Below are 14,395 nucleotides of genomic sequence, written 5' to 3' on the forward strand. Positions count from 1 at the left end.
TTGGGTCGGGTTCAGGCGTCAGCGGGTTCGTCGAGGACGCGTATCAGGTGGGCCTGGTACGCATCCCGATGGGCGTCGATGGCCGGTGACTTGATCACGTCGTTGGCCAGGAAGGTTGGCAGGGCGCTCATGCCGAGGAATTCCAGCGCCTTGTGCAGCGGAAAGTAGACGGCGTCGACGCCGCGGCCCTCGAAGAAGTCGCCGGGCGCGTCGAAGGCCTCCTGCGGCGCGTTCCAGGTCAGCGACAGCAGGTAGCGCTTGCCCTGCAGCAGGCCGCCGCTGCCGTACTGCCGGGTCGGATCGTGGCGCGAGCGCCCGTCGCTGGCGTAGAGCGTGCCATGGCCGGTGGTCAGCACTTCGTCCAGATAGCGCTTGACGGTCCATGGCGCCCCCATCCACCAGCCCGGCATCTGCAGGATGATGACGTCGGCCCAGCGCCATTTCTCGACCTCGGCGTCTGCCGAGTAGCCATCGTCGATACGCGTTTCCTGCAGGGTGTGGCCCCGTTCGGCCAGGGTGCCACGCGCCGTCTCGTGCAGGGTGTCGTTGTAGCGGCCACCGGAATGAGCGTAGGCCTTGGCACCGTTGAGCAGCAGGATATTCATGGGCTTTCGTTAATCTCCTAATCAGTCGTGCGCTCAAGAGTGGGGACGTCATGGGCGGGCTTCAATCGCGACAAGGTGCAAAACACCTTTGCGTTTGATGCAAAGGCTGGGATCCTGACGGCGAACGAATGGCCCTAAGGAGACACGCATGGACAGCCGCACGGACGAACTCAGCCTGTTGCTGGCGGTGGTGGACAGCGGAAGCTTCAGTGCCGCGGCGCGTCAACTGGGCGTGCCGGTGTCCCGGGTGTCCCGAGCCGTCCAGCGTCTGGAGCGGCGGCTCGATGCACCGCTGCTCAACCGCACCACCCGCAGCATCATCCTGACCAGCGAGGGGCGGCGCTTCGCCGAACGCGTGCGTGAGGGGCTCGGCGTGCTGGAAGAAGCCGAAGAGGCGGTGAGGATCGGCCGAGAGCGCCCCAGCGGCCCGCTGCGCGTGGACGCGGCCACGCCCTTCATCCTGCATCAGCTGGTGCCGCTGATCGGGGAGTTCCAGGCGGCGTATCCCGGCATCGAACTGGAGCTCTGCGCTTCCGACGACATCATCAACCTGCTCGAGCAGCGTGCCGATGTGGCGATCCGCATCGGCGGCCTCGAGGATTCCACCCTGCATGCCCGCAGCCTGGGTCAGTCGCCGCTGCGGCTGGTGGCGAGCCCATCGTATCTCGAGCGGCACGGCGCGCCCGACGTGCCGCAGGCCCTGCATGGGCATCGACTGCTGGGCTTCATCAACGCCGAGGCGCTGAACTACTGGCCGGTGGCGGGCCTGTCATCGCAGGGGCCCAATATCCGTCCCTCGCTCACGACCTCCAGCGGCGAGGTGATGCGCGAACTGTGCCTGGCGGGCCACGGCATTGCATGCCTGTCACGCTTCATGATTCGAGAGGATCTGGCGCGGGGCGATCTGGTCGGCCTGCTGGACGCGTATATCGTCAGCCCCAACCCGCGCGAGCGGGTGCAGGCGGTCTACTACCGCAACACCGCGCTGTCGCCGCGGATCGGCGCCTTTCTTGACTTCATCGCCCCGCGGCTGACGCTATGAGGGGGATCGGCGTGCGGCGGAGCCTCAGGTGCTCTGGCCGATCAGCAGCTCGAAGCCCACATCCAGCCGTCGACGGCTGACGCGCCGGTCGTCCAGGCGCCGCAGCACCTGTTCGGCGGCCTGCCGCCCCATGGCCTCCCGGGGGGAGCGGATGGTCGTCAGGCGCGGCGTCAGATGCTGACCCAGCGGCAGGCCGTTAAAGCCGGCGATGGCGATGTCGTCCGGCACTGTCAGCCCGAGCCGCACGCTGTGCAGCAGGGCGCCGGCCGCCAGGTCGTCGTTGGCGAAATGGATGGCATCGGCATCGCGGTACTCGGCCAGCACGCGATCCAGCCCGCCGGCGCCGGCGTCCAGACTGCCCAGCTGGTCGAGCTCGAGCAGCGGTGCTTCGTGGCCGGCGGACTCGAACACCTCTCGATGCCCCTCATAGCGCATCTGAGCGCGGTAGTCCCGATCCAGACATGCGCCAACGAAAACACTGCGGCGATGGCCCCGTTCCAGAAGGTGGCTGGCCATGCAGCGGCCGGATTCGCGATGGTCGAGGCCGACGTTCAGGTCCAGCCCGTCGCCGAGCTCCATGACTTCCATGACCGGCTTGTCGCAATGCGCGAGCAGGGTGCGGCAGGCCGGCGAGTGGCGCAGGCCCGCCGTGACCAGGGCGGAGCAGGACCAGCCCAGGAAGGTCCTGACCAGCTGGTGCTCGCGCTCGAGGTCGTAGTCGGTGTTGCCCAGCAGGATCTGGTAGCCCCGGGCCTCGAAGGTGACCTGCAGGCCGCGGATCACCTCGATGAAGACACTGTTCTCCAATGAGGGAACGATCACCGCGATGAAGCGCGAGCGCGCCGAGGCCAGGCTGCCGGCGATCAGGTTGGGCACGTAGCCGACCCGCTCCATGGCCTCCAGGATCCGCGCCCGGGTGGCCTCGTTGACCCGCTCGGGCGTGTTCAGCGCGCGCGAGGCGGTGATGGCGGACACGCCGGCGGCCTCGGCGACCTCCTTGAGTGTCGGTTGCGACGCGCCCCGGCGGCGCCGGGTTCGTTGGGTGTCCCGGTTAGACATTGGTCTCGTCCCTGCGCTCTGCGCTTGCCCCGTCAGAGGCGTCCGTCTAGAAAGGTGTTAGCGCTAACATGATAGCGCTAACACGCGCCGGTGACATCCTCCACCGAGACGGCCAGCACACGATATCGGGAGAACCAAAGGTGAGCGACATTTCCGCAAGCAAGCCCCGCATCGGGGTCGTCGGCCTCGGGGCCATGGGCCTGGGAACGGCCATGGCGCTGCTCGAGAAAGGGCTGCCGGTCACGGGCTGCGACGTTTCCGCGGCGGCGCGGCAGGCCTTCGAGGCACAAGGCGGGCGCTGGGTCGACAGTCCAGCGGCACTCGCCGAGTGCTGCGATATCGTGCTGCTGGTGGTCGTCAATGCCGATCAGGTGGAGCAGGTGCTGTTCGGCGAGCAGGGGCTGGCCGCGCGGCTGGCACCGGGCAGCGTGGTGGTGCAGTGCGCCACGGTGGCGCCCAGCATCGCCCGCCGGCTGGGTGAGCGGCTGGTCGAGGCCGGCCTCGAGATGCTCGATGCACCGATCAGCGGCGGGGCCGCCAAGGCGCGCAGCGGCGAGCTGTCGGTCATGGCTTCCGGGGCGCACTCGGCGTTCGACAAGGCGGCCCCGGCGCTCGAGGCCATGGCGGCCACCGTCTACCGGCTGGGCGATGGGCCCGGCGTCGGCTCGAGCATGAAGCTCGTCAACCAGCTGCTGGCCGGGGTGCATATCGCCACTGCGGCCGAGGCCATGGCACTGGGCATCCGCCTGGGGCTCGACCCGGACACCGTCTACGAGGTGATCACCCATTCGGCGGGCAATTCCTGGATGTTCGAGAACCGGGTGCCGCACATCCTCAAGGGAGACTACACGCCGCTGTCGGCCGTCGACATCTTCGTCAAGGACCTCAACATCGTCCATGACACCGGACGCGAGCTGGCCATGCCGACCCCGGTGACCGCCTCTGCCCTCCAGCAGTTCACCGCCGCCAAGGGTGCCGGCCTGGGTCGCGAGGACGACTCGGCCGTGATCAAGGTCTACGAGCGGCTGTCGGGGATCACGCTGCCCGAGGCGGCCAACGACCCGCAGGAGGCCTGATCATGGCTATCGTACTGGGCGCCATCGCCGACGACTTCACCGGCGCCACCGACCTGGCCAACAACCTGGTGCGCAGCGGCATGCGCTGCGTGCAGGTGATCGGCGTGCCGCACGCCGCACTGGCGCTGGACGACGTCGACGCCGTAGTGGTGGCGCTGAAGTCGCGCTCCTGCGCCGTGGAGTGCGCCGTCGAGGATTCCCTCGCCGCCCTCGACTGGCTGCAGGCGCAGGGCGCGCGCCAGATCTTCTTCAAGTACTGCTCGACCTTCGATTCCACCGACGCCGGCAATATCGGCCCGGTCGCCGAGGCGCTGATGACGCGGCTCGGCGCGACCCAGACGGTGATGGTGCCGGCATTCCCGGTCAACGGCCGTACGGTCTATCAGGGGCACCTGTTCGTCGGTGACCGGCTGCTCAACGAGAGCGGCATGCAGCACCACCCGCTCAATCCCATGACCGATGCCGACCTGGTGCGGGTGCTGTCCCGTCAGGTCGCGCGCCCGGTGGGGCTGGCATCGCACTCGGTGCTGGCCCGGGGCGGGGAGGCGACTCGCCGTCATCTGGAGGCGCTGCATGAGCAGGGCGTCGGCCATGTGGTCTGCGACACCCTCGACGATCGTGACCTCGCGGCGATCGCCGCGGCGGTGGTCGACCTGCCGCTGGTGACCGGCGGCTCCGGGCTGGGTCAGGCGCTGCCGGTCGAGTACCGGCGCTGCGGCTGGCTGGCCGAGGTGGCCGAGCCCGGCCGCCTGGCACCGTCGGCCGGCACGGCCCTGGTGCTGTCGGGCAGCTGCTCTCGGGCGACCCTGGCGCAGGTGGCGCGCTTCCTCGAGCATCACCCTGGTATGGCGCTGGACCCGCTGGCGCTGGCCGAGGGCGAGGACCACCTCCAGGACGCGCTGACCTTCGCCCGGGAGCGGCTGGCGGACGGCGGTCCGGTGCTGGTCTATGCCTCCGCCGACCCGGAGCGGGTCAAGGCTGCCCAGGCGACGCTGGGTGCCGAACGCGCCGGTCAACTGGTCGAAGACGCGCTGGGGCGCCTGGCCCGCACGCTGGTCGAGGAGGGCGTGGGCCGGCTGGTGGTCGCCGGCGGCGAGACCTCCGGCGCGGTGGTCTCGGCGCTGGGGGTTCGCACCCTGCGCATCGGCGAGCAGATCGATCCCGGCGTGCCCTGGACCCAGGCTCCGCTTGCCGGCCGCGAGGCGCCGCTGTCCCTGGCGCTCAAGTCGGGCAACTTCGGCGGCCCCGATTTCTTTACCCGAGCCTTCGAGGTGCTGACATGAGCGCGCATGCCATCAATGCCCAGCGCGAGCAGATCGCCGTCATGGGGAAGTCGCTGTTCGATCGCGGGCTGACCATGGGCTCCAGCGGCAACATCAGCGTGCGCCTGGAAGACGGCGGCTGGCTGATGACGCCGACCAATGCCTGCCTGGGGCGGCTCGATCCGGCGCGCATCGCGCGCCTGGACCGGGACGGCCGACTGCTCGACGGCGACAGGCCGACCAAGGAGCAGTTCCTGCACACGGCGATGTACCAGGAGCGTCCCCAGTCCGGCGCCATCGTCCACCTGCATTCGACCCACTCGGTGGCCGTCTCTTGCCTGCCCGACGTGAATCCCTGCGACTGCATTCCGCCGCTCACGGCCTACTACGTGATGCGGGTCGGGAAGCTGCCGCTGGTGCCCTATCACATGCCCGGTGACCCGAGCCTGGGAGACGCCGTGCGCGGCCTGGCCGGCCGCCACAGCGCGGTGCTGCTGGCCAATCACGGCCCGGTGGTGGCCGGCAAGTCGCTGGAGGCCGCGGTCTACGCCACCGAGGAGCTCGAGGAAACCGCCAAACTGTTCCTCCTGCTGCGCGGGCAGGACCCGCGCGGCCTGACGCCCGAGCAGGTGGCCGAACTCGAAGCGCGCTTTCCGCGCGACTGACCCGACCGCAAGGAGCGACAATGACCCGACTGGCCGCCAACCTCAGCATGCTGTTCACCGAGCACGATTTCCTCGACCGCTTCCAGGCCGCCGCCGATGCCGGCTTTCGCGGCGTCGAGTACCTGTTTCCCTATGCCCATGCGCCGGAGCGCATCGCCGAGGCGCTGCACGAGGCGGGCGTCGAGCAGGTGCTTTTCAACCTGCCGCCCGGTGACTGGGAGGCCGGCGAGCGTGGCCTCGCCAGCCTGCCGGGGCGCGAGGCGGAGTTTCGCGACGCCGTGATCGAGGGCCTGCGCTATGCCGCGCAGCTTAACTGCTCCCGCGTGCATGCCATGGCCGGGCTGCTGCCCGAGGGCCTGGATGACCGCGCGCTGGACGAGGCCCGCGAGGCCCATCACGCCACCTATCTGCAGAACCTGCGTTTCGCCGCCGGCGAGGCGGCGAAGGTCGGCCGGGAGCTGCTGATCGAGCCGATCAACACCCGCGACATGCCGGGCTATTTTATCTCCCGCCAGGACCAGGCCGTGGTGGTTCTCGAGGCCGTGGGCGCGGACAACCTGCGCCTGCAGTTCGATCTCTACCACTGCCAGATCATGGAGGGCGACCTGATTCGCCACCTGGAGCACCTGCTGCCCCATATCGGCCACGTGCAGATCTCCGGGGTGCCGGAGCGACACGAGCCGGATGTCGGCGAGGTGCATTATCCGGCGATTCTCGCGCGCCTTGAGGCGCTGGGCTATGGCGGCTGGATCGGCTGCGAGTATCGGCCGGCCGCCGCCACCCGGGATGGCCTGGGCTGGGGGCAGGCCTATGGGCTGCGGCCCTGAGGGCTGCCTCTCCTTGAGCCACAACATCATTCTCACGATCAGGAAGTGACGCCATGCATATCGTCATTACCGGTGCCGCCGGTTTTCTTGGCCAGCGCCTCTTGCAGCGGCTGCTGGAACTCGGTGAGCTCGACGGCCGGCCGATCCGCCGGCTGACGTTGATCGACCAGGTCGAGCCGCCCGCCATAGAGGGCGCGAGCGTCGAACTGGAGGCCCTGGCGCTAGACATCGGTGCCCCGGGGGGGCTGGACACGGTGCTGGCAGCGCGGCCGGACGTCATCTACCACCTGGCCGCGGTGGTCAGTTCGGCCGCCGAGGCGGATCTGGATCTGGGCATGAGGGTCAACTTCGATGCCACCCGCGCGCTGCTGGAGGGCTGTCGGGCCCATGGGCTGTCCGAGACCCGCCTGGTAATGGCCAGCTCCGTGGCGGCCTACGGGGGGGAGCTTCCCGAGGTCCTCGACGACATGACCGCGCTGCATCCGCAGAATTCCTACGGCGCCCAGAAGGCCATGTGCGAGCTGCTGGTCAACGACTACAGCCGCCGTGGCCTGATCGACGGCCTGGTGCTGCGCCTGCCGACCATCGTGATTCGCCCCGGGCGGCCCAACGCCGCGGCCTCGAGCTTCGCCTCCAGCATCCTGCGCGAGCCGCTCAACGGCGAGGAAGCCATCTGTTCGGTGCCCACTGAGCTTGAGCTGTTCGTGATGTCGCCGGCCAGCGTTATCGAGGCCCTGATCCACGGCGCTGCGGTGCCGGGAGACGCGCTCGGCGACTTCCGGGCCTTCATGCTGCCGGGCATCACGGTGAGCGTCGCCGAGATGCTCGAGACCCTGGGCGAGGTCGCCGGCGAGCCGGCGCTGGCCCTCGTCCGTCACGAACCGGACCCCGCCATCGAGGCCATCGTCGGCAGCTGGCCGGCGCGCTTCCGCAACGACCGAGCCCGGCAGCTGGGCTTCGAGGGCGACCGGAATTTCCGCGATATCGTCCAGGCCTTCATGGCCGAGCAGGCGGGCCAGGGAGGCCCCTTGCCGCCTGCGTGAGGACGATCTTCCGACCATTGTCGTATTTGACATGGTGGAGTGATTGTCATGTCATTATACCAGTTTGCCGTACCCTGTCGGCCCCGGCCGTCGGTCTCTACCCAGCCGCAAACCCAAGGGGATATAACAATGACTACCCGTTTTGCACGTCACGCCTTGCCCGCCGCCATCGCCGGCGTTTCCGCCCTGGCCCTGGCCGCCACCAGCCTCGGTGTCTCGGCCGCCCAGACCATCACCGTGGGGCATACCACTTCCGACAGCTCCCACTACTCGGCCGGTGTCGACGCCTTCGCGGCCAAGCTCGATGAGCTCAGCGACGGTGAGTTCGAAGTGGCCGAGCATCCGTCCGGCGCCCTGGGCGGCGAGCGCGCCATGATCGAGGGCCTGCAGATCGGCACCATCGACATGGTGGTGTCGTCCACCGGGCCGCTGGGCAACTTCGTGCCCGAGACCTACGTGCTCGACCTGCCGTTCCTGTTCAAGGACTACGACCAGGCGCGCTGCGTGCTGGACGGTGACGTCGGCCAGTCACTGCTGGACAAGATCGGCGAGAACAACCTCGTGGGCCTTGCCTGGACCGAAAACGGCTTTCGTCACCTGACCAACAGCCAGCGTGACGTGGAGACTCCCGAGGACGCCGCCGGATTGAAGATCCGCACCATGGAAAACGAGATGCACATGGCCGCGTTCCGCGAGCTCGACGTGCATCCCACGCCCATGGCGTTTCCGGAACTGTTCACCGCCCTGCAGCAGGGCACGGTGGATGGCCAGGAGAACCCGATTTCGGTGATTCTCACCGGCAATCTCTGGGAGGTGCAGGATCGTCTGTCCCTCACCGGCCATGTCTATTCGCCGGCCATCATGCTGGCCTCTCCGGTGCTCTGGGACAGCCTCAGCGACGAGGAAAAGGGTTGGTTCCGCGAGGCGTCCCAAGCCGGCGCAGAGGCCACCCGGGCGATGGTGTCGCGGCTCGAGACCGAGGGGGTGGCCGAGCTCCAGGAGAAGGGCATGACCGTGGTCGAGGATATCGGCAAGGCGCCGTTCCAGGAGGCCGTCGAGCCTTCCTACAAGGTCTACACCGACCAGTATGGCAGCGAGATGCTTGACCGGATCCGCAATAGCGACTGCTGATCGTCACCCGATGCCTGCCTCGACACTCGTGTCGAGGCAGGCCGCTTCAAGGGGTATGTCATGCTGGAATTCTTCCTGCGTTTCGAACGTGTGATGACTCGGTTCTCGCTCGTGGTGGCGGTATTGATGCTCATCATTTCAGTGACCACCGGCTTCTATCAGGTCCTGACGCGGTTTGTCTTCGATGCCCCGTCCACCTGGTCGGAAGTCGTGGCGCGTTCTTCCATGATCTGGTGCGTTTTTCTTGCCGCTGCATCGGGCTTCCGCGGCGGCGACATGATGTCCGTCGAGGTCATCTACAAGCTGGTTCCACGCAAGAGCCTGATCCTGATTGAGACCCTGATCGCCGTGGGCTGTGTGATCGCCCTGGTGATACTGGTCTATTACGGCACGGCGATGACGCTGCGGGTCAGGTCACAGATGCTGTCCGGGCTGGGGGTGACGATTGCGTGGGTCTACGCAGCGATTCCCGTTGGCGCCGGTTTCGCACTGCTGGCGGTCGTGGCGCGACTGCTGGCCCAGGCCAGCGGACGCGAGACCGTCGGCATGGAGGAGAATGACGAGCCCGAACCGCTGCGTCATGACGAAGCGGAATCGGCAACGTCCGAGCCCCCGCCGGGATCTTCCACGCCACCTCGGGACCGGCAATCACGGACATCATTGAGCGGTGTGGCGTCACCCGCCGGCTCAACGACTCGGAGGGCCCGCTCATGAATCTCGCGATTGGCCTGTCTCTGGTTCTCTTCTTTGCGATCGGCGTGCCCATCGCCATCTCCATCCTGCTGGCGTCGATCATCGGCATCGAGTTCTTCACACGATTCCCGCTGCTGATGGTGCCGCAGCAGATGTTCGTGGGCATCGACAACTTCCCGCTGATGGCCATTCCGTTCTTCATCCTGGCCGGCAATCTGATGGCCGCCGGGGGCATCTCGCAGCGCCTGGTGGATCTGGCCAAGTCTATCGTCGGCGGCCTGCAGGGCGGCCTGGCGATGACCTGCGTGCTGACCTGCATGCTGTTCGCCGCGGTGTCGGGCTCGAGCGTGGCCACCACCTTCGCCATCGGCTCGATCCTGATTCCGGCCATGGCGCGCCACGGTTATCCGCGGCCGCTGGCCGCCTCGATCCAGGCGTCGTCGGCGGAGCTCGGGGTGCTGATTCCGCCGTCGATCCCCCTGATCCTCTACGGCGTCAGCACCGATACTTCCATCGGACGCCTGTTCATTGCCGGCATCGGCCCGGGCTTGCTGATCGGCAGTGCCTTGCTGCTGTTCCTGTACCTGTTCTGCAAGGTGCGTGGCTATGGGCTCAGGGATCGGGAAGACCGCCAGGATTTCGGGACGTCCTTCAAGCGGGCCTGGGCCGCGCTGCTGATGCCGGTGGTGGTGATCGGCGGCATCTACGGCGGCGTGTTCACGCCTACCGAGGCGTCGGCGGTGGCGGTGGTCTATGCGCTGATCGTCGGCGGACTGATCTACCGGGAGCTCAGCCTGGCGCAGCTGTGGCCGATCCTGAGGCAAAGCGTGATCGCCACCGCGACGGTGATGCTGATCATCTCGGCGGCGGCGCTGTTCAGCTTCCTGATCAGCCGCTCCGGGCTGCCCGGCGAGGTGGCGGACTGGGTCACCCAGGTGTTCGACAGCCCGATCAGCTTCCTGCTGGCGGTCAACGTTATGCTGCTGGTGATCGGCATGTTCGTCGAGACCTCGGCGGCGATCCTGGTGCTGGCACCGATCTTCACTCCGATCGCCGTGCAGTACGGCATCGATCCGGTGCATTTCGGGCTGATCATCGTGGTCAACCTGGCGCTGGGCATGTTCACCCCGCCGCTCGGCGTCAACCTGTTTGCCGCCTGCGCGGTGGCCAAGCTGTCCATCGATCAACTCATTCCCTGGCTGCTGCGTTTCGTGCTGGTGGTGCTGGCCTGTCTGATGGCGATCACCTATCTGCCCTGGATCTCGCTGGGGCTGGTCGACCTGCTGTACTGATAACAATCAAGGAGACATCGATGAGTGCGTTACCCGTAACGCCGCGCTGCGCGGCACTGATCGGCGGGGAGTGGGTGCCCACGCCCAGTTCCCTGAGCGTCGAGGCACCGGCCACGGCCACGCCGCTGGCCGAGATCGCCCGCTGCGAGGCAGAGCAGGTCGACGCTGCGGTCGCGGCGGCACGGCGTGCCTTCGACGGCGAGCTCGGCGACTGGCACCAGTGGTCGGCCCGCCGGCGCGGCGAATGGCTGTACGCCTTTGCCGACGCCATCGATGCCGACGCCGAGACCCTGTCCGCCCTGGAGTGCGCCGATACCGGCAAGCCGATGACTCAGGCCCGGGGCGACATCGCCGTGTGCGCCCGCTACTTCCGCTTCTACGCCGGCGCGGCGGACAAGCTCCATGGCGAGACCATCCCCTTCGACAACGACTTCGCCGTGTTCACGCTGCGCGAGCCCTATGGCGTCTGCGGCCAGATCATTCCCTGGAACTACCCCTCGCAGATCTTCGGCCGCTGCGTGGCGGCGGCGCTGGCGGCCGGCAACAGTGTGGTGCTCAAGCCCGCCGAGGATGCCTGCCTGAGCGTGCTGCGCCTGGCCGAGCTGGCCGTCGAAGCCGGGCTGCCGGCCGGGGGCCTCAACGTGGTGCCGGGCCTGGGGCGCGAGTCGGGCTCGGCGCTGGCCGCACATCCGGGCATCGATCACCTGTCGTTCACCGGCTCGCCGGAGACCGGGACCCTGGTCACTCAGGCCGCGGCGGTCAATCACGTGCCGGTGACCATGGAGCTCGGCGGCAAGTCGCCGCAGATCGTGTTCGCCGATGCCGACCTCGAGGCCGCCCTGACGGCGGTGGTGCGGGGCATCATTCAGAATGCCGGCCAGACCTGCTCGGCGGGGAGTCGACTGCTGGTCGAGGCATCCTGCTACGACGAGGTGGTCTCGCGACTCGCCGCACGTTTCGGCGACCTGCGCTGCGATGCCGGCGAGCGCGATGCCGACTGCGGCCCGCTGATCAACGCCCGCCAGCGCGAGAAGCTCGAGGCCCGGCTGGCGGCGGCACAAGAGGACGGCATTCGCGTCGCGGCGGCCGGTCAGCTGGCCGAGGGGGCGCCCGCCGAGGGGCATTTCGTGGTGCCGCAGCTGCTGGTCGACATCCCCGAGGGCCATGAGGTGACCCGCGAGGAGCTGTTCGGCCCGGTGCTGGCGGTGCAGCGCTTCGAGGACGAGGAGGACGCTGTGCGCCTGGCCAATGCCACCGACTTCGGCCTGTGTGCCGGCGTCTGGACCCGCGACGGCGGGCGTCAGCTGCGCCTGGCCAAGCGCATCCGCAGCGGCCAGGTCTTCGTCAACAACTACGGTGCCGCCGGTGGCATCGAGCTGCCGTTCGGCGGCATGGGCCGCTCCGGCCACGGCCGCGAGAAGGGCTTCGAGGGGCTGAAGAGCTACACCCAGCTCAAGACGGTGGCGATCCGCCACGGTTGAGCCTCGCCTGCATCCAGATCGACCCGCATGACGCCATTGGCCGGGGAGGGCGCACTGTCGCCGCCTCGGTCGTGGGAGTGTCGTGCGTCAGAGGTTCCATTGCGACACGGGCAGCTTGCTGCCGGGAGACAACATCATGACCTACAGGATCGCAGTACTGGCGGGGGACGGCATCGGCCTCGAGGTGGTGCCCCAGGGGCTGAAGGTGCTGGAGGCGGCGGCTCGTCGTTTCGACCTGCCGCTGGAATTCGAGCACTTCGATTTCGCCAGCTGTGCCTATTACATGGAACACGGCGACATGCTGCCGGAGGACTGGTACGAGACTCTGACCCGTTTCGACGCCATCTTCTTCGGCGCCGTGGGCTGGCCCGATACGGTGCCGGACCATGTCTCGGCCTGGGGCTCGCTGCTCAAGTTCCGGCGCGCCTTCGACCAGTACGTCAACCTGCGGCCGTGCCGGCTGATGCCGGGCATCGAGAGCCCGCTCAAGGGGCGGGAACCCGGCGATATCGACTTCCTGGTGGTGCGCGAGAACACCGAAGGCGAGTACTCGCGCCTCGGCGGGCGAGTGTTCGAAGGGACCGATCGGGAGGTGGTGTTGCAGGAAACGCTGATGACCCGCACCGGGGTCGACCGGGTGCTGAAGTACGCCTTCGAGCTGGCCCAGTCGCGGCCGCGGAAGAAGCTGACTTCGGCCACCAAGTCCAACGGCCTGTCGATCTCGATGCCCTACTGGAACGAGCGGGTGGCGGCGATGAAGACGAATTTCCCCGAGATCGACGTCGATCAGTTCCATATCGATATCCTCACTGCCAACTTCGTGCTGCATCCCGACTGGTTCGACGTGGTGGTGGCCAGCAATCTGTTCGGCGACATCCTCTCCGACCTGGGCCCGGCCTGCACCGGCACCATCGGCATCGCGCCGTCCGGCAACATCAACCCGACCGGGGAATTCCCCAGCCTGTTTGAGCCGGTCCACGGCAGCGCCCCGGACATCGCCGGGCGCGGCATCGCCAACCCCATCGGCCAGATCTGGTGTGGGGCGATGATGCTTGAGCACCTGGGCGAGGCCGAGGCCGGAGCGGCGATCGTCGCCGCCATCGAAGCGGTGCTGGAGCAGAGCGATCCGCAGGTGCTGACGCCGGACCTCAAGGGCCGCGGCAGCACCGAGACCCTGGGGCGTGCCATCGCCGAGGCGCTGGGCGCCGCCTGAGCGCGACATATCGGTAGTTCAACCAGCAAGCGCCACGTGTGGGGCGGGAGGGCCGGGCGCGTGGCGACGTCTAACGGGAGTGACGAATGAACAAGACATACCGGGTCGGCATGATCGGCGTGGGCCTGATGGGCCACGGCATCGCCACCAGCCTGCTGCGGGGCGGCCATCGGCTGAGCTTCCTCGATCATCCCGGCAATCAGCCGGTCGAGGACCTGCTGGAGGCCGGTGCCGAGAAGCGATCCAGCGCCCGCGAGGTGGCCGAGCATGCCGAAGTGGTGATCCTCTGCGTGACCGGCACGCCCCAGGTGGAGAGTGTTCTGTTCGATGCCGGCGGCGTGCTGGAAGGCCTGCAGCCGGGCAGCGTGATCGTCGACTGCTCGACGGCGATCCCGAGCTCCACCCTGGCCATAGCCGAAAGGGTTGCCGCCGCCGGTGGCCAGTTCATGGACGCCGCCATGACCCGCACGCCCAAGGAGGCCGCCGAGGGGCGTCTCAATCTGATCGTCGGGGCCGCCGACGAGCTGTTCCGCGATATGAAACCGCTGCTGGAGAGCTTCTCCGAGCACATCACCCACGGCGGTCCGGTGGGGGCGGGCCACAAGCTCAAGTTGTTGCACAACTATGTGTCGCTGGGCTTCACCGCGGTGCTGTCCGAGGCGGCGGCGGCCTCGCGCCGTGCCGGCATCGATGACGACGTCTTCCTCGAGGTGCTGGGCAACGGCGGCGGTGGCGGGGTGGTGCTGGAGCGCCTGCGGCCCTTCATCGCCGCCGGGGACCCCTCGGGCTTCCGCTTCAGCCTCTCCAATACGCTCAAGGACATCGACTACTACAACGCCATGGCCCGGGACGTGGGCGCCGAGCGTGGCGTGGCCGCCGCCATCGATACGCTGTATCGCGACGTCAACGAGCGGGGGCATGGCGATCGCCTGACCCCGGAGCTGGTGGCGCTGCTGGGGCAGCCTTGAGCGGTAGACAGCCCTGAGCGGAAGGGAAACAAGCGATG

At 68.0% G+C, this 14,395-nt stretch carries 14 protein-coding genes; 12 read left to right on the plus strand and 2 right to left on the minus strand.

Annotated features, from left to right (window positions below; translation table 11 throughout):
- Positions 1–11: 11 nt before the first annotated feature.
- Complete coding sequence (locus tag C9J49_RS06585; protein WP_107181489.1) at positions 12–605, minus strand: NAD(P)H-dependent oxidoreductase; 594 nt, start codon at positions 603–605, stop codon at positions 12–14.
- Positions 606–753: 148 nt separating this feature from the next.
- Here C9J49_RS06585 and C9J49_RS06590 point away from each other — a divergent pair, with 148 nt between their 5' ends.
- Positions 754–1,647 (plus strand): LysR family transcriptional regulator, encoded by an 894-nt coding sequence (locus C9J49_RS06590; RefSeq protein ID WP_046078037.1) that lies wholly within the window; start codon positions 754–756, stop codon positions 1,645–1,647.
- Between the two features lie 24 nt (positions 1,648–1,671).
- On the opposite strand, the gene C9J49_RS06595 is transcribed toward C9J49_RS06590, so the two are convergent.
- Positions 1,672–2,706, minus strand: a complete 1,035-nt coding sequence (locus C9J49_RS06595; RefSeq protein WP_046078038.1) for a LacI family DNA-binding transcriptional regulator — start codon at positions 2,704–2,706, stop codon at positions 1,672–1,674.
- A gap of 68 nt (positions 2,707–2,774) precedes the next feature.
- Here C9J49_RS06595 and ltnD point away from each other — a divergent pair, with 68 nt between their 5' ends.
- The 11 genes from ltnD (at position 2,775) to C9J49_RS06650 (ending at position 14,357) form a co-directional block, all read left to right on the plus strand.
- The gene (gene ltnD / locus C9J49_RS06600; RefSeq protein ID WP_107181488.1) at positions 2,775–3,782 is read left to right on the plus strand and encodes an L-threonate dehydrogenase; all 1,008 of its coding nucleotides are present in this window, start codon (positions 2,775–2,777) and stop codon (positions 3,780–3,782) included.
- A gap of 2 nt (positions 3,783–3,784) precedes the next feature.
- Entirely contained in the window at positions 3,785–5,065 is a 1,281-nt protein-coding gene (gene otnK / locus C9J49_RS06605; protein WP_107181487.1) for a 3-oxo-tetronate kinase, read from the plus strand.
- Complete coding sequence (otnC, locus tag C9J49_RS06610) at positions 5,062–5,709, plus strand: 3-oxo-tetronate 4-phosphate decarboxylase (RefSeq protein ID WP_046078040.1); 648 nt, start codon at positions 5,062–5,064, stop codon at positions 5,707–5,709. Before otnK ends, otnC begins: the two co-directional genes overlap by 4 nt.
- A gap of 20 nt (positions 5,710–5,729) precedes the next feature.
- Entirely contained in the window at positions 5,730–6,536 is an 807-nt protein-coding gene (gene otnI / locus C9J49_RS06615; RefSeq protein ID WP_107181486.1) for a 2-oxo-tetronate isomerase, read from the plus strand.
- A gap of 53 nt (positions 6,537–6,589) precedes the next feature.
- Positions 6,590–7,579, plus strand: a complete 990-nt coding sequence (denD, locus tag C9J49_RS06620; protein ID WP_107181485.1) for a D-erythronate dehydrogenase — start codon at positions 6,590–6,592, stop codon at positions 7,577–7,579.
- A 129-nt stretch (positions 7,580–7,708) separates the two neighbouring features.
- On the plus strand, positions 7,709–8,710 hold the full coding sequence (locus C9J49_RS06625) for a TRAP transporter substrate-binding protein (RefSeq protein ID WP_046078043.1): 1,002 nt from the start codon (positions 7,709–7,711) through the stop codon (positions 8,708–8,710).
- Positions 8,711–8,770: 60 nt separating this feature from the next.
- Positions 8,771–9,424 (plus strand): TRAP transporter small permease, encoded by a 654-nt coding sequence (locus tag C9J49_RS06630; protein WP_046078044.1) that lies wholly within the window; start codon positions 8,771–8,773, stop codon positions 9,422–9,424.
- A complete protein-coding gene (locus C9J49_RS06635) occupies positions 9,421–10,695 on the plus strand; it encodes a TRAP transporter large permease (protein ID WP_046078045.1) in 1,275 nt (424 codons plus the stop codon). The genes C9J49_RS06630 and C9J49_RS06635 overlap by 4 nt, the downstream gene beginning before the upstream one ends.
- Before the next feature lie 20 nt (positions 10,696–10,715).
- The gene (locus C9J49_RS06640) at positions 10,716–12,176 is read left to right on the plus strand and encodes an aldehyde dehydrogenase family protein (protein WP_046078046.1); all 1,461 of its coding nucleotides are present in this window, start codon (positions 10,716–10,718) and stop codon (positions 12,174–12,176) included.
- Positions 12,177–12,312: 136 nt separating this feature from the next.
- Positions 12,313–13,389 (plus strand): tartrate dehydrogenase, encoded by a 1,077-nt coding sequence (locus C9J49_RS06645; RefSeq protein ID WP_046078047.1) that lies wholly within the window; start codon positions 12,313–12,315, stop codon positions 13,387–13,389.
- An 86-nt stretch (positions 13,390–13,475) separates the two neighbouring features.
- Positions 13,476–14,357 (plus strand): NAD(P)-dependent oxidoreductase, encoded by an 882-nt coding sequence (locus C9J49_RS06650; protein WP_107181484.1) that lies wholly within the window; start codon positions 13,476–13,478, stop codon positions 14,355–14,357.
- Positions 14,358–14,395: the final 38 nt, after the last annotated feature.

This window comes from Halomonas sp. SL1, from assembly GCF_003030865.2.
Classification (GTDB): domain Bacteria; phylum Pseudomonadota; class Gammaproteobacteria; order Pseudomonadales; family Halomonadaceae; genus Halomonas; species Halomonas halophila.

Bases quoted from the DNA above. Each gene is read 5' to 3' on its own strand.
- C9J49_RS06585 (WP_107181489.1), bottom strand. From the start codon at position 605: ATGAATATCCTGCTGCTCAACGGTGCCAAGGCCTACGCTCATTCCGGT.
- C9J49_RS06590 (WP_046078037.1), top strand. From the start codon at position 754: ATGGACAGCCGCACGGACGAACTCAGCCTGTTGCTGGCGGTGGTGGAC.
- C9J49_RS06595 (WP_046078038.1), bottom strand. From the start codon at position 2,706: ATGTCTAACCGGGACACCCAACGAACCCGGCGCCGCCGGGGCGCGTCG.
- ltnD (WP_107181488.1), top strand. From the start codon at position 2,775: ATGATAGCGCTAACACGCGCCGGTGACATCCTCCACCGAGACGGCCAG.
- otnK (WP_107181487.1), top strand. From the start codon at position 3,785: ATGGCTATCGTACTGGGCGCCATCGCCGACGACTTCACCGGCGCCACC.
- otnC (WP_046078040.1), top strand. From the start codon at position 5,062: ATGAGCGCGCATGCCATCAATGCCCAGCGCGAGCAGATCGCCGTCATG.
- otnI (WP_107181486.1), top strand. From the start codon at position 5,730: ATGACCCGACTGGCCGCCAACCTCAGCATGCTGTTCACCGAGCACGAT.
- denD (WP_107181485.1), top strand. From the start codon at position 6,590: ATGCATATCGTCATTACCGGTGCCGCCGGTTTTCTTGGCCAGCGCCTC.
- C9J49_RS06625 (WP_046078043.1), top strand. From the start codon at position 7,709: ATGACTACCCGTTTTGCACGTCACGCCTTGCCCGCCGCCATCGCCGGC.
- C9J49_RS06630 (WP_046078044.1), top strand. From the start codon at position 8,771: ATGCTGGAATTCTTCCTGCGTTTCGAACGTGTGATGACTCGGTTCTCG.
- C9J49_RS06635 (WP_046078045.1), top strand. From the start codon at position 9,421: ATGAATCTCGCGATTGGCCTGTCTCTGGTTCTCTTCTTTGCGATCGGC.
- C9J49_RS06640 (WP_046078046.1), top strand. From the start codon at position 10,716: ATGAGTGCGTTACCCGTAACGCCGCGCTGCGCGGCACTGATCGGCGGG.
- C9J49_RS06645 (WP_046078047.1), top strand. From the start codon at position 12,313: ATGACCTACAGGATCGCAGTACTGGCGGGGGACGGCATCGGCCTCGAG.
- C9J49_RS06650 (WP_107181484.1), top strand. From the start codon at position 13,476: ATGAACAAGACATACCGGGTCGGCATGATCGGCGTGGGCCTGATGGGC.